Genomic DNA, 22,298 nt, shown 5'->3' on the forward strand with positions numbered 1-22,298 from the left:
CGCGAGGCACTTCGGAAGCCGCCGGAAAACCTTGCCGCACCGGGGAAATTCCGACGCCTCGGCCGAGAATCCGGTGATCCCCAGCGAGGTCCCCGGTTCGGCGCGCGATTTTCGTTGTCCCGCAAGAAAAGTCGTCCCTGAGGAGGCCCGGTGACCGCGTTGCGACTCGGACTCGCCCTGCCGCAGTACGGCAAGCTCGCCGACCCCACTGCCATCGCCGGATTCGCCGCCGCGGCCGAAGAGCTCGGCTACGCTTCGCTGTGGGTCGGTGACCGCGTGCTCACCCCGCTCGAGCCCTCGGACCTGTACCCGGGAGGCGGGACACCGGAGCGGCCGTACCCGCCGGAGTTCATCCACTTCGTCGACCCGTTCGTCGCGCTGACGGCCGCCGCCGGCGCCACGAAGACCGCGCGGCTGGGCATGAGCACGCTCTCGGCGCCCGTCTATGCGCCCGTGCTGCTCGCCCGGACGCTCACGTCGCTCGACCTGCTCTCCGGTGGCCGTCTCGACGCCGGGTTCGGCCTCGGCTGGCTGCGCGACGAGTACACCGCCGCCGGCGTGCCGTGGGCCGGGCGCGGCGGGCGCCTCGACGAGCTGATCCAGGTCCTGCGCACGCTCTGGACCGCCGACCCCGCGGGCCACGACGGCGAGCGCTGGCGGATCCCCGAGTCCCACGTCGGGCTGCGGCCCACGCAGAACCCGCACCCGCCGATCCTGCTCGGCGGCATGTCCGAACGCGCCCTGCGCCGCGTCGGCACGAGCGCCGACGGCTGGCTCCCGACGCTGCTGCCCCCGCAGTACCTGCACCGGATGTGGGCGGTGATCGCCGACGCCGCCACCGAAGCCGGCCGCGACCCGGCGACGCTACGGCGTCCGCTGCGCGTCAACCCGCGCGAAGGCACGCCCGTGGTGACGGTGACCGACCTCGCGTCGGCGCTGAAGGGTGCCGCCGACGAGGGGTTCACCGAGGCGTTCGTGGACCTGCACTACATCGCCGACGGGGTCGAGCACGCGCTGGAGCTGGCCGACCAACTGCGCGCCGCCGTGGACCGGTAGGGGGTCTCACCCGGATACCCGTCGTCACGCGGGGTCGCGGACCGGTAGAAACGATCAGGTGGCGGCGAAGAAGAGCGGCGGATGCGGCTTGCTGATCCTGGTGGTCGTGGTCGCGCTGCTCGGGGTGGGGTACTACAAGTCGAAGCACGGGTCGTCGACCGAGCCGCCGGCCGGCGCCGACACCGGGGGCGGCACCGGCCGCTACGTGGCGCTGGGCGACTCGTACACCTCCGCGCCGCGCACCGGTAAGGCGGCGGGCACACCCGCGGGCTGCGACCGTTCGGACAACAACTACCCGCACCTGGTGGCCGCGAAGATCAAGCCCGCACAGTTCGTGGACGTCAGCTGCAGCGGCGCCACCACGGCGGACCTGACGGGCTCCCAGTCGACCCGCAACGGCACGAACCCGCCGCAGCTGGACTCCGTGACGTCGGCGACCACGCTCGTGACCCTGGGCATCGGGGGCAACGACGTCGGGTTCATTTCCCTGGCGCCCAGCTGCGCCACCTCGCACCGCGACGCCGCGCCCTGCCACGACCGGCTCACCGCGGGCGGGCACGACCAGCTCTCCGACCGCATCGACGCCGTGGCGGGCAAGCTCGGTGCCGTGCTCGACCAGATCCACGCCAAGGCCCCGAAGGCCCGCGTGGTCGTGGTCGGCTACCCCACGGTGCTGCCCGACGGCGACGGCTGCTGGCCCGCGATCCCCGTCGGCTCCGGCGATGTCGCGTACCTGCGTGACTCGTTGAAGCACCTCAACGACGTGCTCGAAGAGCAGGCCAAAACCCACGACGCGGGCTACGCCGACACGGCCGGGCCGAGCAAGGGCCACGACGTGTGCACCAGCTCGGGCACGCGCTGGGTCGAGGGCCTGGTGCCGACGTCGGCCGCGGCCCCGCTGCACCCCAATGCGCGGGGTGAAGCGGGGATGGCGACGGCCGTCGAGTCGGTGGTGAGCTGAGCGTCAAGCGCGGACGAGCGCCTGCGGCTTGCCCAGCACGGTCTTGCCGTCGAACTTCACGACCAGGTCCACGCGGGCGACGCCGTCTTGCGAGATCGCGCCGACCTTGCCCGTCATCTCCACTAGGGCGCCCTCGGCGTCGTCGGGGACCGCCACGGGGCGGGTGAAGCGGGCGCTGAAGTCCAGCAGGCGCGAGGGGTCGCCGAGCCAGTCGCTGACGACGCGGCCGGCCAGCGCCATGGTGAGCATGCCGTGGGCGATCACGTCGGGCAGGCCGACTTCCTTGGCGAAGCGCTCGTTCCAGTGGATCGGGTTGAAGTCCAGCGCGGCGCCCGCGTAGCGGACCAGCTGCTCGCGCGTGACGCGCACCTGCAGCGAGGGCAGTTCGTCGCCGACGTTCACGCGTCCTCCCCTCGCACCACGAGCTGCGCGCGGGTGGTGCAGACCAGCTTGCCGTCGGCGTCGGTGATCCGGGCGCTGACGTTGATGAAGTCGTTGCCGGCGCGGGCCATGATGTTCTCGATGGTCGCGCCGATCTCCAGCACGTCGCCCGCGTGCACAGGACGCTCGTAGGTGAAGCCCTGGTCGCCGTGGACCATGCGCGAGTAGTCGAGCCCGAGTTCCGGGTCGGCCACGATCCCGTTGACCTTGGGCAGGTTCAGGAGCGTGAGGAACGTCGGCGGCGCGAGCACGTCCGGGAAACCGGCCGCGCGGGCCGCCTCCGGGTCGCGGTAGATCGGGTTGGGGTCCCCGATCGCCTCGGCGAATTCAAGGATCTTCTCGCGGCTCACCGCGTACTTTCCGGCGGGCGGGTAGCTCCGCCCGGCGAACGACTGGTCCAAAGGCACCCGCTGAGGCTAGCCGACCCGAGCCGGTCGTCCGAGAGGTCCCCGCACGGTCCCCGAACTGGCCCCCAACCGGCTCTGAACAGCGAAAAGCCGCCTCGGCGCTGGGCCGGGACGGCTGTTCGAAGCTGGACGAGAACCGCTAACGTCAGCGGGTCTCTTTGTGAGTCCGGTGCGTACCGCAGTTCGGGCAGAACTTCTTCATCTCCAAGCGGTCCGGGTCGTTGCGCCGGTTCTTCTTGGTGATGTAGTTGCGGTGCTTGCACTCCTCGCACGCCAGCGTGATCTTGGGTCGCACGTCGGTGGAAGCCACAGCGTTTCCTTCTCTCTCATTACCGGGGCCAGCCCGGTGATTACCGCGTAGCGGTGGCCGGACTTGAACCGGCGACACAGCGATTATGAGCCGCTTGCTCTGCCAACTGAGCTACACCGCCCCTACATGACCCAAGCCGCGACACGCGAGCGTGACGCGGCTAGAGGCCGAGAGCCCCTTTACGGAATCGAACCGTAGACCTTCTCCTTACCATGGAGACGCTCTGCCGACTGAGCTAAAGGGGCCTGCCTCTTGCGAGGGCTTGAAAAGATTACCAAGGGGGTTCACCCGGCCGTGCACGAGGGGTCCCCTTAACGAAAAACCTCAGGTCAGCAGCGTCAGCACCGTCTCCGAGTGCCGCCCCGGAGAGCGCGCCGTGCGGGCCTGCAGCCACGCCTCCAGACGGTCCTCGGGCAGCGGACGCGAGATCAGGTACCCCTGGGCAACGTCACACCCCATCGCCTCCAGCTGGTCGCGCGCGACGTCCTCCTCGACGCCCTCCGCGACCACCGTGAGGCCCAGCGAGTGACCCAGCTCGACGATCGAGCGCACCACGGCGAGGTCGCCGAGGTCGGTGCCCATGCCGAGCACGAAGCTCTTGTCGATCTTCACCTGGTCGACCGGCAGCTGCCGCAGGTACGCGAGCGACGAGTAGCCCGTGCCGAAGTCGTCCACGGCCAGCACGATGCCCAGCGAGTGCAGCTCCCGCAGGATCGGCAGGGCCTTCTGCGGGTCGGACATCACGCCGGACTCGGTGAGCTCGAACGTGAGCAGCTCGGGCGGCACGTCGTAGCGCTCCAGCTCGCGCTGGACCTTCGCCGGGAAGTCCTCGTCCGCCAGGTTGCGCACGGACAGGTTCACGGCCGCGGAGATGCGCAGGCCCTCGTCGAGCCACTTGCGCACGCGCTTGAGCGAGGCTTCGAGCACGAACGACGTCAGCACGCCGATGAGGCCGGCCGCCTCGATGGCGGGCACGAACTCGTCGGGGCCGAGCCGGCCGAACTCCGGGTGCACCCAGCGCACGAGCGCCTCGACGCCCTGCACCTGACGGTTCGGCAGCGTGATCTTCGGCTGGTAGTGCACGGACACGTGCCCGTCCTCCAGCGACTGCCGGAACTGCGTGACCATCTGGAAGCGGCGCAGGAAGATCTGGCCCATGCTCGGCACGTAGCCACGCACCTCTTCACCGCCACGAGTCGCGCGGACGGCGACGTCGGCGCGCTGCAGCAGGCCGTCGACGTCCACGGGCTCGCCGCCGTCCTCGGTGGAGGTGGTGGCGTAGCCGATCATCGCGTTGGCCTCGACCGAAAGCCGGTCGACGGGGTAGGGCGCCGAGAGCTGCACGCGCAGACGTTCAGCCGCGGCGTGGGCGTTTCCCGGCGTGCAGCCCACGAGCAGAGCCGCGAAGGACGCGCCCTCCAGGCGGGCGAGCGGCACGTCCGGGCCCAGCGCGTCGCGGATCCGGCGGCCGGCGGCGATCACCATGCGGTCGGCCCACGAGTAGCCCAGGGCGTCGCTGACGGTCGAGAAGACGTCGAGGTCGATGCGCAGCACCACGGCGTTGGCGAAGTCGCGCAGCGGCTCCTTGGCGACCTGCTGGAAGCCCGGCCGGTTGAGGTGGCCGGTGAGCGGGTCGTGGTAGGCGTCGTGACGCAGGGTCGCGAGCAGGCGCCGGTTGTCCAGCGACGTCGCGAGGTGGCTGGCCATCGTGCCGAGGAGCTGCACGTCGTACTTGCCGAAGCCGCGCCAGCGAGAGAGCCGGTCGTGGGCCTCGACGACGCCGAGCAGCTGGTTGGCGCTGCGCAGCGGCACCACGAGCGCCTCCTGCGCGCCGCGGTTGAGCAGCGCGGCGCGGACGTCGGGGTTGGCTTCGGTGATGCGGAAGTGGCGCACGTGGGCGCCGGGCAGGCGCTGCAGCGGGTCGTCGGCATTCGGGTCGACGGGCGGCAGCTCGTCGCCGGCCACGACCACGCGCATGGTGTCCTTGGCTTCCAGGCGCAGCCGCAGCACGACGCGGCCGGCGGCCAGCTGGTCCTTGATCCGCTCGGCGATCGTGGCCCACTCGCGCACGTCGACGCCGCCCACGAGCTCGTCGGCGCGCCCGGCCGGACGCGCGGCGGCCTGCTGGCCCGAGCGCGCGACCATGAGGCTCACGTCGGACAGCGCCTCCATGTCCCGCTGCTCACGCAGCAGGTCGGAGTAGGCCCAGTACAGCGCGGTCAGCCCGAGGAACACGGCCAGCACCAACGGCCAGGCCTGCGGGGTGTTCGCGATCACGAGGTAGCCGCTCAGGCCCACCGACGCGTTCACGAAGCCCACCACGAGAATGCGGCCGGTGAGGCGGATCGCGGTGCTGACGCGCATGCGGCGGCGCAGCACGCGGACGGCGGCCAGCGCCAGCAGGGTGCTGACCAGCGGCGCGGTGAGCGTGCCCGCCAAAGCGGCGACCCACGGCATGGCCTCGCCGCCGCCCACGGCCTGCTTCACGAGCCCGGCGACGGCGAACGCGCCGGTGATCTCGAGCAGGAACGCGCCCGCGTTGTAGAGGACGCGACCGGCGACCTTGCGGGCCAGCAGCGTGCCGATGCCCGCGACGAGGTGCGCGGCCAGCACGACCTCGAACGGAGCGACGAAGAAACCGATTACCAGCGGAATTTCTGTGAACGAGATCGTCCACGAAATGCCGCTTCGGACGTCGACGTTGATGCCCAGCTGTTCGGCGAGCAGGAACGCGAGCGCCAGCACTGGTCCGATCCACCAGAGTTTGGCCGAGCCGTGAAAAGGTAACCAGGAACCAACCGCGAACGCGGTGATCAGACCCAGGCCGAGAACGGCGAAGGTGTATATGCGGAACCGGCGTTCGTCCGTGCGGGCCTCGGTGAAGGTCCCGGAAACGGCGCCCCCCTTGGCCTGTTTCGCCGCTGGGGCGGCATCAGGCCTGGCGTTGCTGTCCGGCATCCGACCTTCCTTCCCGGCTGCCCACCGGTCGCGCTCGTCAGTGACGTCAGGTGTGGACAAGGGCCATACCGTACCCCGGAGGGCGTACCCGTGTCCCTTTCGAGACAGTAGGAGATCACCCCAGGGTTAACAATGGGCTTGTGGCGCTGACCAGCGTGGACCAAGGAGTGAAACTCCCCGTTCGTGCCTGATCTGACGCTGTGGGGTGTGTTCAGGGGTTCTGCCGAGTCCTGCGGGGCGACAATGAAGTACATGCACAACGACGTGACAGCCACCGGGCACGCGGCGCGGATCGCCACGGTGGACGCGCTGCTCCCCGCGCCCCTCCCCTTCGAAGTCCACGACGACGCCACCCTCCTGTCAGCGCAGGTCGGGGACTCGAGGGCCGCCGGTCTGGCCACCAGCACCGAGCTCGGCCCCGACAGCTCCCAGTCCATCTGGCGGGCCCTGACCGAGCACCGGCTCGAGGTCCAGCTCACTGGTCCGGACCCCGCCGCCGGCCTCGACGCGTTGCTCACTCGATGGGATGAACACCTGTCGACCATCGCCCGTCCGGGGGATCCCGAGTGCGCGGCCGTGGTCTCCCGGCCCAGCCGTGACACCGCCGGCGTGACCGAAATGCTGCGCCACGGCTTCGCCCCCGTCGGCGTGATCGCCGTCCGCCCGGCCCAGCGCATGGCCGCCTCGGGCCCCACGACGACCCCCGGCGTCTGCATCCGCCACGCCACGCCGGACGACCTCGACACCGCCGTGCACCTCATGCTCGAGCTCCAGCGCTACGACGCGCAGTTCGGCCGCGTGACCGTGCGACCGGGCATCGACGAGCTCGTGGGCAAGGAGCTCCTGAGGTTGCTGGAGCGGCCGGAGCCGCAGGTGTGGATCGCCGAGCTGTACGGGCAGGCGCTCGGCCTGGCCGTGCTGCAGATGCCCGACGAGACGGCGTGGATCCAGCACCGCGTGGCCGCTTCGCGGATCGGATACCTGTCTTCGCTGGCGGTCGCGGAGGCGGCGCGGTCGGCCGGTGTGGGTACGGCGCTCGCGGCGCACGCACACCAGGTTTTCGACGAGGCCGGAGCGGATGTGGTGCTGCTGCACACGGCGGTGACGAACCCGCGGTCCACGCCATTTTGGTACACGCAGGGGTACCGGCCGTTGTGGACGGGGTGGCAGCGGAGGCCGGCGGTGCGCTGATCTGACGTTGGTCGCCGAGCCGTGCCCGCCGGGGCGCGGACTTCGGCCGCCTCGGTGCGTTCGAAGATCGTCGTCGTTAATCGCTAGGCTTGGCGTTCCGCGACGAGGGGAGTTCCGACGTGAGCGAGCAGCCGGCGGCCGCGCCGAAGGCGCCCGAGGGCGTGGACACCGAGAAGCCCTCGGCTGCGCGGATCTACGACTGGTACCTCGGCGGCACGCAGAACTGGGCCGTCGACCGCGAGTTCGGCCGGCGTGTGGAGCAGCAGTGGCCGCTGGTGCGGCCGGGCGCGAAGCAGAACCGCGAGTTCATGAACCGCACGGTGCGCGCCGCGCTCAAGGCGGGGATCCGGCAGTTCATCGATCTCGGCTCGGGGGTGCCGACGGCCGGAAACGTCCACGAGGTCATCGAGGCCGAGCTGGGCGACGACGACCGCGCGACCGTGTTGTACGTGGACTACGAGCCGGTGGCCGTGGCCCACGCGACGCTGATCCTCGAGGAAGAAGCCGCCACCGACTGGGCCGGCATCCTGCAGGCCGACATGCGCGATCCCAAGGCCGTGCTGCACTCGCCGACCACGCGCGAGTTCATCGACTTCGGCAAACCCGTGTGCCTGCTGATGATGGCGGTGCTGCACTTCGTCGGCCCGGACGACGACCCCGAGGGCCTCGTCAAGGCCTACCGCGACGCGCTCGCGCCGGGCAGCTGGCTGTCCATCTCGCAGATGAGCGAGGGCGACGGCGACGGCCCGGCGCTCGAAGGCCTGCGCTGGTTCGTAGAGCAGTACCGCAAGACCAGCAACCCCGTCTGGATGCGCGATCGCGACGACATCGTGCCGTTCTTCGGTGGCTGGCCGTTGCTGGAGCCCGGGATCGTGCACCTGCCGGACTGGCGGCCGGAGCGTGAGCTGAACGCGGTGGAGGCCGAGGCCAGACCGTTCGCGTGGTGCGGGGTCGCGGAGAAGCCGTGACCTCGCCGGACGCGCCGGCCGGGGTGGACGTCGAGAAGCCGTCGGCCGCGCGCGTCTACGACTGGTACCTCGGTGGTTCGCAGAACTGGGCCGTCGACCGCGAGTTCGGCCGGCGCGTGGAGAAGGTGTGGCCGCTGATCCGGCCCATCTCGCGGCAGAACCGGGCGTTCATGAACCGCGTGGTGCGGGCGGCGCTCGACGCCGGGATCCGGCAGTTCGTGGACCTCGGCTCGGGCGTGCCGACGGCGGGGAACGTCCACGAGATCGTGCGCGAGCGGCTATCCGAGGACGAGCGCGCGACCGTGGTGTACGTGGACTACGAGCCGGTGGCCGCCGCGCACTCGCGCGTGATCCTCGAACGCGAGCACGCGGGCGACTGGGCCGGCCTCGTGCAGCGCGACATCCGCGATCCGAAGGCCCTCTTCGCCGACGAGACCACGCGGCGGCTCGTGGACTGGTCCGAACCGGTGTGTCTGCTGATGATCACCGTGCTGCACTTCATCGGCCCCGACGACGACCCCGACGGGCTCATGGCGGCCTACCGAGCGAAGCTCGCCCCCGGCTCGTGGCTGGCCGTGACGCACGGCACGTGCCGCGACGACGCGCCGCCGGAGCGCGCGGCCGAGGTGAAGGCGTTCATCGACGCCTACCGCGACACGTCCAACCCCGCCTACCTCCGCTCCGACGCCGAGATCCTGCCGTGGTTCGGCGGCTGGCTCCTGCTGGAGCCGGGGCTGTCCGCGCTGCCGGACTGGCGGCCGGACCGGCCGGTGTCGGCGCTGGAAGCGGAGACGCGGCCGTTCGCCTGGAGCGGGGTCGCGGAGAAGCCGTGACGGGGCCCACAGTGCTCTGACCAGCGCGGGAGCGTGATCGCTGCCAGCGAACACTCCCCGGGAAACAAACCCGCCCCACGGATAGTTGAGCAAGGCAGACTCAACTAATCGAGGAGTGCACATGTCAGATCCCCGCCTCCTGCCCGTTCTCCCGCTCGATGACGACGTCGTGCTGCCGGGCATGGTGGTCCCGCTCGACCTCACCGACGCCGAGACCCGGGGCGCAGTGGAGTCCGCTCAGGCCAAGACGCCCGCGACGGCGTCGTTCCCCGGCATCCGCTCCGGCGCGGCCACCAAGGCCGAAGTGCTGATCGTCCCCCGCATCCACGGCGAGTACGCCGAGATCGGCACGGTCGCCACCGTCGAGCGCATCGGCCGGGTTCCCGGCGGCAAGGCCGCCGTTCTGCTGCGCGGCACCGGCCGCGCCGTGGTGGGCCGCATCGCGGACGGTCCCGGCGCCGCGCGCTGGATCCACGCCGACGAGGCCACCGAGTTCACCGACGACCGCTCGACGCAGCTCGCGTCGGAGTACAAGGCCGTGGTCATCTCGCTGCTCCAGCAACGCGGTGGGTGGCAGATGATCGACGCCGTCCAGCAGGTCGAGGAGCCCTCCGCGGTCGCCGACCTGTCCGGCAACGCGCCGTACCTGGCCACGGAGCAGAAGCTCGAACTGCTGACCACGCTCGACGTGAGCAAGCGGCTCGAGAAGGCCATGGAGTGGAGCAAGGAGTACCTCGCCGAGCTCGAGGTGACCGACACCATCCGCAAGGACGTCCAGGAGGGCATGGACAAGCAGCAGAAGGAATTCCTGCTGCGCCGCCAGCTCGAGGCGATCCGCAAGGAGCTCGGTGAGCTCGACGGTTCCGACAAGGACGACGACTACCGCGCCCGCGTCGAGGCCGCCGACCTGCCCGACAACGTGAAGAAGGCCGCGCTGGCCGAGGTCGACAAGCTGGAGCGCACCTCCGAGCAGTCGCCCGAGGGCGGCTGGATCCGGACCTGGCTCGACACGGTGCTGGAGCTGCCGTGGAACGAGCGCACGGAGGACGTCTACGACATCGCCGCGGCGCGCGCCGTGCTCGACGCGGACCACGCGGGCCTCGACGACGTCAAGGAACGCATCATCGAGTACTTGGCCGTGCGCAAGCGTCGCGCGGAGTCGGGGCTCGGCCCGGTCGGCGGACGCCGTTCGGGTGCCGTGCTCGCCCTCGCGGGCCCTCCCGGGGTCGGCAAGACGTCGCTCGGCGAATCCGTGGCGAAGGCCATGGGACGCAAGTTCGTGCGCGTCGCCCTCGGTGGCATCCGGGACGAGGCGGAGATCCGCGGGCACCGTCGTACCTACGTCGGCGCGCTGCCGGGCCGCATCGTGCGGGCCATCAAGGAGGCCGGCTCGATGAACCCGGTCGTGCTGCTCGACGAGATCGACAAGGTCGGCGCCGACTACCGCGGCGACCCGACGGCCGCCCTGCTGGAGGTGCTGGACCCGGAACAGAACCACACGTTCCGCGACCACTACCTCGAGGTGGAGCTCGACCTGTCCGACGTCGTGTTCCTCGCGACGGCCAACGCGCTGGAGACCATCCCCGGCCCGCTGCTCGACCGCATGGAGCTCGTCACGCTCGACGGCTACACCGAGCACGAGAAGGTGACGATCGCCCGTGACCACCTGCTCCCGCGCGAGCTGGAGCGCGCCGGCCTCACGACCGGCGACGTGGTGATCACCGACGCGGCGTTCAGCCGGATCGCCGCCGAGTACACCCGCGAGGCGGGCGTGCGCGACGTGAACCGGACGATTGCCAAGCTGCTGCGCAAGATCGCGACGAAGGTGGCTCTGGACTCCGTTTCGCTGCCGGTGTCCTTGGACGCCGCGGACCTGGAGACGTACCTGGGCCGCCCGCGTCACGTGCCCGAGTCGTCCCTGCCCACCTCGACCCAGCGCACGTCCATCCCGGGCGTCGCCACGGGCCTGGCGGTGACCGGCGCGGGCGGTGACGTGCTCTACATCGAGGCGTCGCTGGCCGACCCGGAGAGCGGCTCGACGGGCCTTCAGCTCACCGGCCAGCTCGGTGACGTGATGAAGGAGTCGGTGCAGATCGCCCTGTCGTACCTGCGCTCGCACGGCGCGGAGCTCGAGCTGCCCGTCAGCGACCTGAAGGACCGCGGCATCCACGTCCACGTCCCCGCGGGCGCGGTGCCGAAGGACGGCCCCTCGGCCGGCGTCACCATGACGACGGCTCTGGCTTCGCTCCTGTCCGGCCGCGTGGTTCGCGCGGATGTGGCGATGACCGGTGAGGTCTCATTGACCGGCCGCGTGCTGCCGATCGGTGGGGTGAAGCAGAAGCTGCTCGCCGCGCACCGGGCCGGGATGAAGACGGTGATCATCCCGCAGCGCAACGAGCCGGACCTGGACGACGTGCCCGCCGAGGTGTTGTCGCAGCTGGATGTCCACGCTGTGGCGAATGTCGGCGAGGTGCTGGAGCTGGCGTTGACGCCTGCTTCGTCGGAGATTCCGCAGGCTGCGTGAGTCGCTTGCAGACAGACGGAAGGCCCTCGTTCCCTCGGGAACGGGGGCCTTTCACTTTTCGAAGGCCTCCACCACGACCCGCGCACTCTCGTCTCCGAAGGCACCGGCGCGCCGCTCGATATCGGCGAGCTGGGCTGCGGCCCGCGAGCACGGGAACCCGAACCGCGCGAGCACCCGCTCCGACGCGAGCGTCAACGCCGCCCTCGAGCGCTCGACGAACTCGGCGACCGGGTAACCCTCACCCGCGGCGAAGTGCTCTTCGACCACAGTGGACGGTGAATAGCACCGCTGCACCGAGGAATCCGGCCAGCGCACTCGGAACACGACCTCGGGCATGGGTCCTCCTCGCTGTTGCCGCGAGTGGACACCACTGACGTTTCGCTGATGTTGCGCGAAGGCGCGTGTGTGATCAGGGCAACAGCCCTCGGCGAGCCCAATGCTCGGTGAACCGCTGCCGGCCGAAGACGACGGCCCCCGATTCCCACACCTGGGCGGTGCTCGGGCCGTCGCCGCCGAAGAGCTCCACTTCGACGTAGGCGATGGGGCCGGCCGACGAGCAGGGGGCCAGGACCAATTCGAAACCGCGAGGGAGTTCCAGGAACGGCGCTAGCTCAGGGGCTTCGGGGTCGGCGACCGAGGCGGCGTAGTCCTTGGTGACCGGGACGAGCGAAAGGCCCTGTCCGAGCCGGACGATCACCGGGTCCCCGGGGAGTCCGCTAAAGACGGCGACCGTCGAGATGACGGCCTCCAGGCCGTAGGCCATCAGAAGTCGAGCTTGCGCCACTCGAAGCGGGCGCGCCAGGTGTCGTCGTGGGTGGCGAAGGCGAGGAAGGCCGTGGCGACGTCTTCGCGGGAGGGGACGTCGGTGCGGTAGTGGCGGTCCGGGGAGCCGTCGCGGTGTTCGAGGGCGTAGTGGCCTTCGGAGGCGCCCGCGTGTTGGCCTTGGCCGACCTGGACGTAGGCGTCGCCGCGTTCGAGGACGGCGTGCCAGTTGGTGACTGAAAGGCGTTGCAGCGTGGTGCGGATGGTGGCGGCGTCGGGATTTTCGGCGCGGGAGCCGTCAGCCGAGGTCAGGGTGAGCACGCCCGGGTTGTGCACTTCGCCGCTTTGCGGGTCGTACGCGACGAGGCCGTGGCGTCGCGCCAGCGCAAGGACGAAGCGGGCGACCTCGGCGTGCGGCGAGGTGATGGGCATGACGACGGCGGCTTCGGTCAAGTCCAGGCCGGCGGCCCACGGTGAGTTCTCGAAGTCGTCGACCAGCTCCGGGTAGCGCACCGTGAGCTCGCGGTAGAACGCGGCGACCTGCGGGTGCTTCACGTCGCCGGGTTCGGCGTCGACGATCTGGTCGTAACGTGCCTTCGCCTCGGTGGCGGTGACCTCCGCGGGCGCGAACCAGACGGCAAGATCGAAACTCATCAGCAGTCCTCCCCAGTCGCGTCGAGCTTACGTCGCCTCGACGCGGCCGAGCATCGAAGCGAGCTTGGTGAGGGCGTAGTAGATGTCGATGTCGATCACGACCTGGCGGTGGCGCTCCAGCGTCTCCGGCAGGCGGGCGAGCAGGGCGGGCGCGGTGGCGGGGTCGAGGAGTAGCTCGTCGAGCCGCGCCTGGCCGCCGAGGGCGTCGATGAGGGCCTGGACGTCCCAGTCGTCCCAGGCCTCGTACGTGGGGTCCTCGACGTCCACGTCGGACGGCACCGCCGCGCGGCACACGTAGATCATGAGGTGGTCGAACTCGTCCAGGGCGCCGGCGTGGGCCTCGTGCCAGCCCGGCGGCGGTGCGGGGAAGCTGCTGCGGAACGGGTGGAACCCGATGACCTCGCCCATGTCCGGAAGTCTGCCATCCGGGTGGCGGTGAACCCGCTGGTCCGGCCGTTGATCACCCGAAATTGTCGGACCCGAGCCCTATCGTCACGGCAACACTGGGGAAGGATCGCTGTGAAACTCACGTCACACCTGCCGGACGCCGACCGCACCCGCGTCGAGGCCCGGTTGCAGCAGAACCTGATGGCCTGGCTCACTACGGTCCGTCCGGACGGACAGCCGGTCAGCGTGCCGGTGTGGTTCCTCGCGCGCGAGGACGGCACGTTACTGCTGTACAGCCGACCGACCGGGCAGAAGCTGCGCAACGTCGCGGCCAACCCGCGCGTCAGCCTGGGCCTGGACGTCACGGACATCGGCCGCAACGTCGTCCGCGTCGAAGGCACCGCCCGCCTCGCGGCCGACGAACCACCGGCCGACCGCAACTCCGCGTACGTGGCGAAGTACGCCGAACGCATCGGTGCACTGTTCGGCACGCCGGAGGATTTCGCGGCGCTGTTCTCCGTCGCCCTGGTGGTGACGCCGACGAAGGTGCGCGCCGCCTGACACGAAAGAAGCCCCCGCGAGTGAATCGCGAGGGCTTTTCGGTGTGGCAGGTGAGGGATTCGAACCCCCGAAGGCTGAGCCGTCTGATTTACAGTCAGATCCCTTTGGCCGCTTGGGTAACCTGCCATGGCCGGGTGACCGGCCGCGTAGAAGGATACCCAACGGTCCGACGCGCCGATCAACCGGGGACCCCACCAGGTGGCAGGGGCTAGGCTGGTGGCCCCTGACGAGCGAGTACGAGGTGTGAGGACACGTGGCGGATCCCTCTTTCGACGTGGTGAGCAAGGTCGACCGCCAGGAGGTGGACAACGCCCTGAACCAGGCGAGCAAGGAGCTGGGCACCCGGTTCGACTTCCGGGGCACCGGCACGAGCATCGAGTGGTCCGGTGAGGAAGCGCTCACGATCGAGTCGGAGACCGAGGAGCGGGCGCTCGCCGCTGTGGAGGTCTTCAAGGAGAAGCTGATCAAGCGCAACATCTCACTGAAGGCGTTCGAGGCCGGCGAGCCCGCGCTGTCCGGCAAGATCTACAAGATCGGCGGCAAGATCCTGCAGGGCATCGCGTCGGACAAGGCGAAGCAGATCGCCAAGTTCATCCGCGACGAAGGCCCGAAGGGCGTCCAGGCCCAGATCCAGGGCGACCAGCTGCGGGTGTCGGGCAAGAAGAAGGACCAGCTGCAGGATGTGATCGCCCTGTTGAAGGGCAAGGACTTCGAGATCGCGTTGCAGTTCACGAACTACCGCTGAGGCGCCGCGGGCATCCGGTCGCAGGGTGCCCGCCTCAACGTCCGCGCTCGTGGTGTAGCGCGTTGACGGCGAGCGACTCCGGGCTGTCGCTGAGGAATCGCCAGTGCGGACCGCCGGCAGCCGCGGCGAGACGCCCCTACGCCGACGCCCGAGGACGGTGACGTCGTGCCGGGTTCTGCGGTGACCGGGACGACCAGACCGGCCGCCGACGTCACTGCCGCTGAGCGGACCTGACGAACTGTGTCGGAGTTTGGCCGTAGCGGGATTTGAACGCGCGGATCAGGTGGCTGCTGGGTAGGTCATCCCTTCCCCCAGCCGACGGCCGAGGCGCTCGGTGAGCGTCCGCCAGGTGAGTCGCGTCCAGCCCTCGCGCGGTGTTTCGGTGAAGCCGAACGGGATGCCGGTGCTGTCCGCGCCGGCGTCGAGGGTGATGCCGGGCAGTTCGAGGGGCTCGGCGCGGCCGTTGGCGATCAGCTGCGGTGCACGTCGTCGGCGGAGAGTTCGGCGGGTAGGTCCGGCTGCTCGTACATCGCGTGCAGGCCGGCCAGCCGTCGGGGTGGTAGCCGAGGGCCGCCTCTCGCTCGCTGCGTGAGGAAAGCCACGCCATCTCCGCGGCAGCTTCCCGCTGTGGCAACTCCTTCACGACGCCGTGAACGTCCACTGGCCCTCGTACGCCTGGACCTCCACCAGCGTCGGGCCCGGCACGGGGAAATCCGACGTGGTGGCGCCGATCTCGTTGACCGCGAGGTCCATGGTGCCGCCGCTCTGGACCCAGACGGCGGAGTTGCCCCGTGAGCCGGTCTTGAAGGTCGCGTGGGTGACGCCCGCGGGGAGCACCAGCACAGCGTCGCCCTTGCCGGCGTAGGGCTTGCCCGCCGTGACGGCGGGGAGGGTGCGGTGGTCGGAGAGGGTGGCGGTCCACGAGGAGTTCGCGGTGATCGTGAGGGTGCGGGAGGGGTCGCGGCCTTCGGTGACGTTGAACCAGACCGTGCCGTGGTACGCGCCGATGGCGTTGATGAGCGAATTCTCGTCGCCGTCGGTGTGGACGAAGATGTTGGAGTCGCAGCGCGGGCAGTCGAAGGTGAGGTAGCCGGGGACGTCGGTGGGCCACGACAACTGAACCGTGGCGTCGCCCTTGCCGGTGTGGGTTTCCGTCGGGGCTTCCAGGCGACGCGGGGGCGGGGGCGGCGCGACCGAAGTCGACGAAGGCGCGTCGAGACCCAGCGACCCGAGGATCACCCCGCGCCCCGACGGCTGGACGCTGCACGAGGCTGTGACCAGGCCCGCGAGCAGCAGCACCGCAACACGCCCGCGGACGCGCGTCATCACACATTCCCCCTCGTGAGCCGCCGCGCGGCCCTCACGTGATCTTTCGTCACCCTTTGACGATCCGTTACCTCCACCTGACACCCGATCGGGCGGGTCAAACCCCTCGACCGGGTGGAGTCCTCGGGCTGACCTGCGGAAGCGCCGCAAAGTGGGCCGGTACGCGCGCGGTTGCGTGGTGTAATCGCGCGGCCCGCCCGCGAGAGAGGTTCGCCGATGCGCCGTTGGACACCCGTGATCGCCTTCCTCACGTCACTGGTGGTGCTGGCCGCAGGGCTCACGCCCGCGTCGGCCGTGGTCGACAAGCAGCAGATGGTGCCGGGGTACGGCTCGTACGCGCGGCTGATCCGGCTGCAGTACTCGCCGTTCGGCAAGGGGCACATCCTCGCGTCGCTCACGAGTGAGGACGGCGGCGGCAAGTTCACGCCCATCATGGAGAGCACCGACGAGGGCGCGAGCTTCCACAAGATCGGCGAGATCCGCGACCCCGACGGCAAGCTCGGCGAATGCTGCGGCACCCTCTACGAGCTGCCCCAACGCGTCGGCCGGCTGCGGGCGGGCACCGTGCTGTGGGCCGCCAGCTACCGGCAGGACGCGGGCGCCCAGCGGCGCATCGGCATCAAGGTCTGGGCCAGCTCCGACGGCGGCAAGCGCTGGACGTACCTGTCCGAGGCCGCGGTTTCGCACAACCACGACGGCATCTGGGAACCCGAGTTCACCGTCGACGCCGGCGGCACGCTGTGGCTGCACTACGCCGACGAGACTCAAGCCCCGAAGTACGCACAGGTGCTCAACCGAGTCGCGTCCACCGACGGGATCCACTGGGGCACCAAGCAGCTCACGCTGGCCATCCCGCCCGACCGCGTCCGCCCGGGCATGCCGATCATCCGGCGCCTGCCCGACGGCCGGTACTGGTTCAGCTACGAGATCTGCAACTACGGCGACCGCTACTGCGACCCGTACTACAAGATCTCCGCGGACGGCGCGAACTGGGGCGATCCGGCCGATCCGGGCACGCGGGTGAACACGGCCAGCGGCAACTACTTCCAGCACGCGCAGACCGTCACGCTCTTCCCCGGCGGGCCGAACGGCGTGCGGCTCGTGATGGTCGGGCAGATCTACACCAACGCCAAGGGCACGCCCGTGGCCGGCAACGGCCAGACCCTGCTCGCCAACGACAACCTCGGCGCCGGCAATTGGTACCCGTTGCCGGCCCCCATCCTCATCACCGGCATCTACAACAACTTCTGCCCCAACTACTCGTCCACGCTGCTGCCGGTCGACGGTGGCAAGGGCGTGCTGGAGGTCGCGACCGAGTACAACCTCGGCTGCAAGGCCTACTTCGGCAAAGGTCCGATGGGCTGACACACTCACTCGAGACGGTGAACGCCACGAGTGAGGAGACGGATGAAGGGCATCGTGCTGGCGGGGGGCAGCGGGACGCGCCTCCACCCGATCACGCAGGCCGTGTCGAAGCAGCTGCTGCCGGTCTACGACAAGCCGATGATCTACTACCCGATCTCGGTGCTCATGCTGGCCGGCATCCGCGAGATCCTGGTGATCTCCACGCCCGCCGACCTGCCGAACTTCCGGCGCCTGCTGGGTGACGGCAGCCAGTTCGGGCTGTCGTTCAGCTTCGCCGAGCAACCCAGCCCCAACGGTCTGGCCGAGGCCTTCGTCATCGGCGCCGACTTCGTGGGCGACGACTCCGTTGCCCTCGTCCTGGGCGACAACATCTTCTACGGCCAGGGTTTCTCGCGCACTCTGCAGGACGCGTCGACCGACCTCGACGGCTGCGTGCTGTTCGGATACCGCGTCAAGGACCCCGAGCGCTACGGCGTCGGCGAGATCGACGGGTCCGGCAAGCTCGTGTCGATCGAGGAGAAGCCGGTGAAGGCGCGCTCCAACAACGCGATCACCGGGCTGTACTTCTACGACAACGGGGTCGTCGACATCTCGCGCGCGCTGAAGCCGTCGCACCGCGGCGAGCTGGAGATCACGGACGTCAACCTCACCTACCTGAGCGAAGGCCGCGCCACCCTCATCGAGCTCAGCCGCGGCTTCGCCTGGCTCGACACGGGCACGCACGACTCGCTGCTGGAGGCTGGGCAGTTCGTACAGGTGCTGGAACACCGCACCGGGGTGCGCATCGCCTGCCTGGAGGAGATCGCGGCGCGCATGGGCTTCATCAGCGCGGACGAGTGTTATGCGCTGGGGACGAAGCTGGCGAAGTCGGGGTATGGGGATTATGTGATGAGTGTGGCGCAGTCGTTGGGCGCGACCGGGGCGTAGTGGGCGCGCCGCTCAGAAGCCCCGCGCCATCGCTTCCAGGCGGCGGATGCGGTCCTCGATCGGCGGGTGCGTGGAGAACAGCTTCGATAGGCCCGCGCCCGGGCGGAACGGGTTGGCGATCATCAGGTGGGACTGCGAGACGACCGCCGGTTCGGGGGCCAGAGGCGCCGCGCGCGTGCCCGACTCCAGTTTGCGCAGGGCCGAGGCCAGGGCGAGCGGATCGCCGGTGAGCTCGGCGCCCGAGGCGTCCGCCTGGTATTCGCGGGAGCGGCTGACGGCGAGCTTGATCACCGACGCCGCGATGGGGCCGACGAGGACGAGCAGCAGGGACACGAACGGGTTGCCGTCGCGGCTGTTGCCGCCGAAGAAGAAGGCCAGGTTGGCGAGCACGCTGATGACGCTGGCGAGCGCGCCGGCGACGCAGGAGATCAAAATATCCCGGTTGTAGACGTGCGACAGCTCGTGGCCGAGGACCGCTCGTAGCTCGCGCTCGTTGAGCAGGTCGAGGATGCCCGTGGTGCAGCACACGGCGGCGTGCTGCGGGCTGCGGCCGGTGGCGAACGCGTTGGGCGCGACCGTCGGGCTGAGGTAGAGCGCGGGCATCGGCTGGCGCGCGGTGGTGGCCAGCTCGCGCACGATGCGGTACATCGCGGGCTGCTCGACCTCCGACACGGGCCGCGCGCGCATCGCACGCAGGGCAAGCTTCTCGGAGTTGAAGTAGGCATACGCGTTGACCCCGAGGGCCAGCACCAGGCCGATGATCAGCGCGCCGCGGCCGAAGAGGCTGCTGATCGCGATGATGATCGCCGACAGCAGGCCGAGCAGCAACGCCGTCTTCAGCCCGTTCTGGTGCTTGTGCACGCGGCTCGCCTCCGTCCGCTCTCAGGGGTGATTACTCACCGGAAACAACGCGATCGGGCGACCCGAAGTTCCTTCGCATGATCCATTGGCGGGTTAGGGTCGGGAAAGTTTTCCCAGGTGATCATCCTCGGCGGAGGTGGGCGATGCACGGTCCCGAACTGAGCCGACGAGGGCTGTTCGCTCTGGCCACGGCGGGGGTGGCCACCGCCGCGCTGGCCGGGACCGCCTGGGCGGAGCAGGTGAGCGTCGTCGACGTCGGCGGGGCGCTCACGGCCGTCGCGGTGAACCCGGTCACGGGCCTGGTGTACGTGACCGACTCGAACTCCGGCTCCGTCGCCGTGATCGACCCGGCCGCGGGGCGCGTGACCACGATCATCACGGTCGGCGGCAAGCCGAGCGACGTCGCCGTGGACTCGGCTGCCAACCGCGTGTACGTGGCCAACCCGCCGGGCGGCACGGTGATCGCGCTCGACGCGCTCAGCCACCAGACGATGAGCGTGGTCGGCGCCGGCGCCGGCGCGTCGTCGCTCGCCGTGGACTCGGCGGCGAACAAGGTCTACGCGGTGAGCGACACCTTGGGGACGCTCGCCATCCTCGACACGCTGAGCCTCACCACGCAGCGGATCGTGGCGGCGCCGAAGCCGAGCCTCGCGGGGATCGCGCTCGACACCGGGCGGCGCGTCGCCTATTGCACGAGCCCGACCACCGATTCGGTCGAGGTGTACGACATCGACGCCGGCAAGTTCACGAGCAGCGCCGGGGTCGGCGCGTCGCCCACGGGTGTGGTGGTGCACGAGGCGAGCGGCACCGTGTTCGTGGCCAACTCGGCGATCCACCACATGTCCATTGTGGACGCCGTGACCCGCAAGCAGAGCAAGACCGTGTTGCTGCGAAGTGAAGCTTCGGCGATCGCCGTGCACCAAGGCACCGACACGATCTACACCAACGGCGGCCAGAACGGACTGTCCCGCGTGGACGGCAAAGCCGGCGTGCTGACGGGCGAGCTGAGTCTCGGCGTGAACCCGGGCGACGTGGCCGTCGACCAGCGTTCGCGCGCTGTTTACGTGACGGATCCCTTGCACGGAACCGTATCCGTCATCCGCAATTTCTGACGCCGCACCTGGTGTAACTCCAGGTATACGTTCGGTCATATGAAACTCGGACTGCAGATCCCCAATTTCACCTGGCCAGAAGGTCCCTCGAAGCTCGGCACCGACCTCGCCTCCGTCGCGCGCTCGGCCGACCAGGCCGGCTTCGAGTACCTCGCGGTGATGGACCACTTCTTCCAGATCCGCGGCGTCGGACCGAGCGAGAACGAGATGCTCGAGGCGTACACCGCGCTGGGCTTCCTCGCGGCGCACACCGAGCGCGCGAAGCTGCTCACGGTGATCACCGGCGTGATCTACCGCCACCCGGGCCTGCTCGCGAAGGCCATCACGACCCTCGACGTGCTCTCCGGCGGCCGCGCGGTGCTCGGCATCGGCGCCGGCTGGAACGAGGAGGAGTCGAAGGGCCTCGGCTTCCCGTTCCCGTCCACCGCGGAGCGCTTCGAACTGCTCGAGGAGAACCTGCAGTACATCCTGCAGATGTGGGGCGAGGGCGACGCCGCTTTCTCCAGCAAGCACTTCGAGGCCGAGCGCCTGCTCAACTCGCCCCAGCCGATCACGCGCCCCCACCCCCCGATCATGATCGGCGGCGGCGGTGAGAAGAAGACGCTGCGCTTCGTCGCCAAGTACGGCGACGCGTGCAACATCTTCAACACCCCCGACCTGGAGCACAAGCTCGACGTGCTCAAGCAGCACTGCGAGAACGAGGGCCGCGACTACGACGAGATCACCAAGACCGTCTACCACACCCTCGACATCGGCCCCGACGGCGAGAAGACGGGCGAGCTCCTGGCGGAGCTGGAACGCCTGCACGGCCTGGGCTTCCACGCGGCGATCGGCAGCATCCCGACGCTGCCGGACGTGTCCGTGATCGAGAAGTTCGCGAAGGACGTCATCCCGGAGGTCGAGAAGCTCGCATGAAACTGGGATTGCACCTGCCCCAGCTGACCTGGCCGAACAGTCCGGCGGCACTCGGGCCCGACCTCGCCACGGTGGCCGAAGCCGTGGACGAGGCCGGGTTCGAGTACCTGTCGGTCATGGACCACTTCTTCCAGATCTCGCGCTACGGCCCGCCCGAGCGCGAAATGCTGGAGGCATACACGACGCTCGGGTTCCTCGCCGCGCACACTTCGCGGGTCAAGCTGCTCACGCTGGTCAGCGGCGTGATCTACCGACACCCGGGCCTGCTCGCGAAAGCCGTCACGACCCTCGACGTGCTCTCCGGCGGCCGCGCGATCCTCGGCATCGGCGCCGGCTGGAACGAGGAGGAAGCGAAGGGCCTCGGCTTCCCGTTCCCGCCACTCAAGGAGCGCTTCGAACAGCTGGAAGACGCCCTGCGCTACGTCCTGCAGATGTGGGCCGACGGCGACGCCGCGTTCTCCGGCAAGCACTTCGAGGCCGAGCGCCTGCTCAACTCGCCGCAGTCGCTGCAACGCCCCCACCCGCCGATCCTCATCGGCGGAAGCGGCGAGAAGAAGACGCTGCGGTTCGTCGCGCAGTACGCCGACCTCTGCAACCTCTTCCCCGGCCCGGACCTGCCGCACAAGCTCGACGTGCTCAAGCAGCACTGCGACGCCGTCGGCCGCGACTACGACGAGATCACCAAAACCGTCGCGCTGTGGCTCGACATCGGCGAGAACGGTGAGAAGACCGGGCAGCTCCTCGACGAGCTGGGGCAGCTCGCCGAGCTCGGCGTCCACGCCGCCATGGGGTGGATCCCGGGTGTGCCCGATCCGCGGGTGATCGAGAAGTTCGGCACCGACGTCATCCCAGTGGCGGAGAAGCTCTAGAGCTGTGTCTTCGGCCTCGGCTCCGCCGAGGCGCGCGAGATCGCGCCGACTTCTTCCCTCCGCGGTTTCGCGGCCACCGCGTGGCTCGACATCGTGTTCACGCCGCTCTACCTGACCGGCATCGAGACCATCGACCAGTCGGGGGGCACGGGCTACGGCGAGGGT

23 protein-coding genes and 3 tRNA genes are annotated in these 22,298 nt (G+C 69.7%); 13 read left to right on the forward strand and 13 right to left on the reverse strand.

What is annotated here, in order from left to right; translation table 11 throughout:
• The first annotated feature begins 150 nt into the window (after positions 1-150).
• Together AB0M56_RS33360 and AB0M56_RS33365 are read left to right on the forward strand one after the other, a co-directional pair.
• Positions 151-1,056: a TIGR03619 family F420-dependent LLM class oxidoreductase gene (locus tag AB0M56_RS33360; RefSeq protein WP_364183482.1), complete on the forward strand. Its 906-nt coding sequence runs from the start codon at positions 151-153 to the stop codon at positions 1,054-1,056.
• Positions 1,057-1,114: 58 nt separating this feature from the next.
• Positions 1,115-2,017, forward strand: a complete 903-nt coding sequence (locus tag AB0M56_RS33365; protein WP_364183485.1) for an SGNH/GDSL hydrolase family protein — start codon at positions 1,115-1,117, stop codon at positions 2,015-2,017.
• Positions 2,018-2,020: 3 nt separating this feature from the next.
• Here AB0M56_RS33365 and AB0M56_RS33370 read toward each other — a convergent pair whose 3' ends face one another.
• The 6 genes from AB0M56_RS33370 to AB0M56_RS33395 all read right to left on the reverse strand — a co-directional run bounded on the left by AB0M56_RS33370 (position 2,021) and on the right by AB0M56_RS33395 (position 6,133).
• Positions 2,021-2,419, reverse strand: a complete 399-nt coding sequence (locus AB0M56_RS33370) for a MaoC family dehydratase (RefSeq protein ID WP_364183488.1) — start codon at positions 2,417-2,419, stop codon at positions 2,021-2,023.
• On the reverse strand, positions 2,416-2,865 hold the full coding sequence (locus tag AB0M56_RS33375; RefSeq protein WP_364183491.1) for a MaoC family dehydratase N-terminal domain-containing protein: 450 nt from the start codon (positions 2,863-2,865) through the stop codon (positions 2,416-2,418). Before AB0M56_RS33375 ends, AB0M56_RS33370 begins: the two co-directional genes overlap by 4 nt.
• A gap of 145 nt (positions 2,866-3,010) precedes the next feature.
• On the reverse strand, positions 3,011-3,175 hold the full coding sequence (rpmG, locus tag AB0M56_RS33380; protein ID WP_091293539.1) for a 50S ribosomal protein L33: 165 nt from the start codon (positions 3,173-3,175) through the stop codon (positions 3,011-3,013).
• Positions 3,176-3,223: 48 nt separating this feature from the next.
• A tRNA-Met gene (locus AB0M56_RS33385) sits at positions 3,224-3,296 on the reverse strand.
• 51 nt (positions 3,297-3,347) lie between these two features.
• A tRNA-Thr gene (locus AB0M56_RS33390) sits at positions 3,348-3,420 on the reverse strand.
• Between the two features lie 79 nt (positions 3,421-3,499).
• A complete protein-coding gene (locus AB0M56_RS33395; RefSeq protein ID WP_364183494.1) occupies positions 3,500-6,133 on the reverse strand; it encodes an EAL domain-containing protein in 2,634 nt (877 codons plus the stop codon).
• A 252-nt stretch (positions 6,134-6,385) separates the two neighbouring features.
• Between AB0M56_RS33395 and AB0M56_RS33400 the strand changes: the two genes are divergently transcribed.
• From AB0M56_RS33400 to lon, 4 genes are all read left to right on the forward strand, one after another.
• On the forward strand, positions 6,386-7,324 hold the full coding sequence (locus tag AB0M56_RS33400) for a GNAT family N-acetyltransferase (protein WP_364183497.1): 939 nt from the start codon (positions 6,386-6,388) through the stop codon (positions 7,322-7,324).
• Positions 7,325-7,443: 119 nt separating this feature from the next.
• Positions 7,444-8,292: an SAM-dependent methyltransferase gene (locus AB0M56_RS33405; RefSeq protein WP_364183500.1), complete on the forward strand. Its 849-nt coding sequence runs from the start codon at positions 7,444-7,446 to the stop codon at positions 8,290-8,292.
• Positions 8,289-9,125 carry an SAM-dependent methyltransferase gene (locus tag AB0M56_RS33410; protein WP_364183502.1) on the forward strand — a complete coding sequence of 279 codons (837 nt, stop codon included), beginning with the start codon at positions 8,289-8,291 and terminating at the stop codon, positions 9,123-9,125. The genes AB0M56_RS33405 and AB0M56_RS33410 overlap by 4 nt, the downstream gene beginning before the upstream one ends.
• Positions 9,126-9,246: 121 nt before the next feature.
• Positions 9,247-11,649 (forward strand): endopeptidase La, encoded by a 2,403-nt coding sequence (gene lon, locus AB0M56_RS33415; RefSeq protein WP_364183505.1) that lies wholly within the window; start codon positions 9,247-9,249, stop codon positions 11,647-11,649.
• A 51-nt stretch (positions 11,650-11,700) separates the two neighbouring features.
• Here lon and AB0M56_RS33420 read toward each other — a convergent pair whose 3' ends face one another.
• From AB0M56_RS33420 to AB0M56_RS33435, 4 genes are all read right to left on the reverse strand, one after another.
• The gene (locus AB0M56_RS33420; protein WP_364183507.1) at positions 11,701-11,985 is read right to left on the reverse strand and encodes an MSMEG_0570 family nitrogen starvation response protein; all 285 of its coding nucleotides are present in this window, start codon (positions 11,983-11,985) and stop codon (positions 11,701-11,703) included.
• Positions 11,986-12,058: 73 nt separating this feature from the next.
• A complete protein-coding gene (locus tag AB0M56_RS33425) occupies positions 12,059-12,412 on the reverse strand; it encodes a hypothetical protein (protein WP_364183509.1) in 354 nt (117 codons plus the stop codon).
• Positions 12,412-13,065, reverse strand: a complete 654-nt coding sequence (locus AB0M56_RS33430; protein ID WP_364183512.1) for a hypothetical protein — start codon at positions 13,063-13,065, stop codon at positions 12,412-12,414. Before AB0M56_RS33430 ends, AB0M56_RS33425 begins: the two co-directional genes overlap by 1 nt.
• Before the next feature lie 27 nt (positions 13,066-13,092).
• Positions 13,093-13,473, reverse strand: coding sequence for a hypothetical protein (locus AB0M56_RS33435; protein WP_364183515.1), 381 nt, complete (start codon positions 13,471-13,473; stop codon positions 13,093-13,095).
• Positions 13,474-13,584: 111 nt separating this feature from the next.
• Between AB0M56_RS33435 and AB0M56_RS33440 the strand changes: the two genes are divergently transcribed.
• The gene (locus AB0M56_RS33440; RefSeq protein ID WP_364183518.1) at positions 13,585-14,013 is read left to right on the forward strand and encodes a TIGR03667 family PPOX class F420-dependent oxidoreductase; all 429 of its coding nucleotides are present in this window, start codon (positions 13,585-13,587) and stop codon (positions 14,011-14,013) included.
• Positions 14,014-14,057: 44 nt separating this feature from the next.
• On the opposite strand, the gene AB0M56_RS33445 is transcribed toward AB0M56_RS33440, so the two are convergent.
• Positions 14,058-14,139: transfer RNA gene (locus tag AB0M56_RS33445), tRNA-Tyr, on the reverse strand.
• Positions 14,140-14,266: 127 nt separating this feature from the next.
• Between AB0M56_RS33445 and AB0M56_RS33450 the strand changes: the two genes are divergently transcribed.
• Positions 14,267-14,758, forward strand: a complete 492-nt coding sequence (locus tag AB0M56_RS33450) for a YajQ family cyclic di-GMP-binding protein (protein ID WP_326568029.1) — start codon at positions 14,267-14,269, stop codon at positions 14,756-14,758.
• Between the two features lie 639 nt (positions 14,759-15,397).
• Here AB0M56_RS33450 and AB0M56_RS33455 read toward each other — a convergent pair.
• A complete protein-coding gene (locus AB0M56_RS33455; RefSeq protein WP_364183521.1) occupies positions 15,398-16,084 on the reverse strand; it encodes a hypothetical protein in 687 nt (228 codons plus the stop codon).
• Positions 16,085-16,300: 216 nt separating this feature from the next.
• Between AB0M56_RS33455 and AB0M56_RS33460 the strand changes: the two genes are divergently transcribed.
• Together AB0M56_RS33460 and rfbA are read left to right on the forward strand one after the other, a co-directional pair.
• Positions 16,301-17,449, forward strand: coding sequence for a sialidase family protein (locus AB0M56_RS33460; protein WP_364183524.1), 1,149 nt, complete (start codon positions 16,301-16,303; stop codon positions 17,447-17,449).
• Positions 17,450-17,491: 42 nt separating this feature from the next.
• Positions 17,492-18,376 (forward strand): glucose-1-phosphate thymidylyltransferase RfbA, encoded by an 885-nt coding sequence (gene rfbA / locus AB0M56_RS33465; protein ID WP_364183526.1) that lies wholly within the window; start codon positions 17,492-17,494, stop codon positions 18,374-18,376.
• Positions 18,377-18,388: 12 nt separating this feature from the next.
• Here the strand turns inward: rfbA and htpX are convergent, their stop codons facing one another.
• Positions 18,389-19,237, reverse strand: coding sequence for a zinc metalloprotease HtpX (gene htpX / locus AB0M56_RS33470; RefSeq protein WP_364183529.1), 849 nt, complete (start codon positions 19,235-19,237; stop codon positions 18,389-18,391).
• A gap of 143 nt (positions 19,238-19,380) precedes the next feature.
• On the opposite strand from htpX, the gene AB0M56_RS33475 reads away from it, so the two are divergent.
• From AB0M56_RS33475 to AB0M56_RS33485, 3 genes are read left to right on the forward strand one after another with little or no spacing between them, the layout of a single operon-like run.
• Positions 19,381-20,349 (forward strand): YncE family protein, encoded by a 969-nt coding sequence (locus tag AB0M56_RS33475; RefSeq protein WP_364183532.1) that lies wholly within the window; start codon positions 19,381-19,383, stop codon positions 20,347-20,349.
• A gap of 39 nt (positions 20,350-20,388) precedes the next feature.
• On the forward strand, positions 20,389-21,264 hold the full coding sequence (locus AB0M56_RS33480; RefSeq protein ID WP_364183535.1) for an LLM class F420-dependent oxidoreductase: 876 nt from the start codon (positions 20,389-20,391) through the stop codon (positions 21,262-21,264).
• On the forward strand, positions 21,261-22,133 hold the full coding sequence (locus tag AB0M56_RS33485; protein ID WP_364183536.1) for an LLM class F420-dependent oxidoreductase: 873 nt from the start codon (positions 21,261-21,263) through the stop codon (positions 22,131-22,133). Before AB0M56_RS33480 ends, AB0M56_RS33485 begins: the two co-directional genes overlap by 4 nt.
• The last annotated feature ends 165 nt before the right edge of the window (positions 22,134-22,298 follow it).

This window comes from Amycolatopsis sp. NPDC051372 (assembly GCF_040682095.1).
Taxonomy (GTDB): Bacteria; Actinomycetota; Actinomycetes; order Mycobacteriales; family Pseudonocardiaceae; genus Amycolatopsis.

What these genes read in the sequence shown, in the direction of transcription:
- lon (WP_364183505.1), top strand. Translation starts at nt 9,247, where the DNA reads ATGTCAGATCCCCGCCTCCTGCCCGTTCTCCCGCTCGATGACGACGTC.
- AB0M56_RS33400 (WP_364183497.1), top strand. Translation starts at nt 6,386, where the DNA reads ATGCACAACGACGTGACAGCCACCGGGCACGCGGCGCGGATCGCCACG.
- AB0M56_RS33480 (WP_364183535.1), top strand. Translation starts at nt 20,389, where the DNA reads ATGAAACTCGGACTGCAGATCCCCAATTTCACCTGGCCAGAAGGTCCC.
- AB0M56_RS33475 (WP_364183532.1), top strand. Translation starts at nt 19,381, where the DNA reads ATGCACGGTCCCGAACTGAGCCGACGAGGGCTGTTCGCTCTGGCCACG.
- AB0M56_RS33455 (WP_364183521.1), bottom strand. Translation starts at nt 16,084, where the DNA reads ATGACGCGCGTCCGCGGGCGTGTTGCGGTGCTGCTGCTCGCGGGCCTG.
- AB0M56_RS33430 (WP_364183512.1), bottom strand. Translation starts at nt 13,065, where the DNA reads ATGAGTTTCGATCTTGCCGTCTGGTTCGCGCCCGCGGAGGTCACCGCC.
- AB0M56_RS33435 (WP_364183515.1), bottom strand. Translation starts at nt 13,473, where the DNA reads ATGGGCGAGGTCATCGGGTTCCACCCGTTCCGCAGCAGCTTCCCCGCA.
- AB0M56_RS33425 (WP_364183509.1), bottom strand. Translation starts at nt 12,412, where the DNA reads ATGGCCTACGGCCTGGAGGCCGTCATCTCGACGGTCGCCGTCTTTAGC.
- AB0M56_RS33460 (WP_364183524.1), top strand. Translation starts at nt 16,301, where the DNA reads ATGCGCCGTTGGACACCCGTGATCGCCTTCCTCACGTCACTGGTGGTG.
- AB0M56_RS33485 (WP_364183536.1), top strand. Translation starts at nt 21,261, where the DNA reads ATGAAACTGGGATTGCACCTGCCCCAGCTGACCTGGCCGAACAGTCCG.
- AB0M56_RS33395 (WP_364183494.1), bottom strand. Translation starts at nt 6,133, where the DNA reads ATGCCGGACAGCAACGCCAGGCCTGATGCCGCCCCAGCGGCGAAACAG.
- rfbA (WP_364183526.1), top strand. Translation starts at nt 17,492, where the DNA reads ATGAAGGGCATCGTGCTGGCGGGGGGCAGCGGGACGCGCCTCCACCCG.
- AB0M56_RS33420 (WP_364183507.1), bottom strand. Translation starts at nt 11,985, where the DNA reads ATGCCCGAGGTCGTGTTCCGAGTGCGCTGGCCGGATTCCTCGGTGCAG.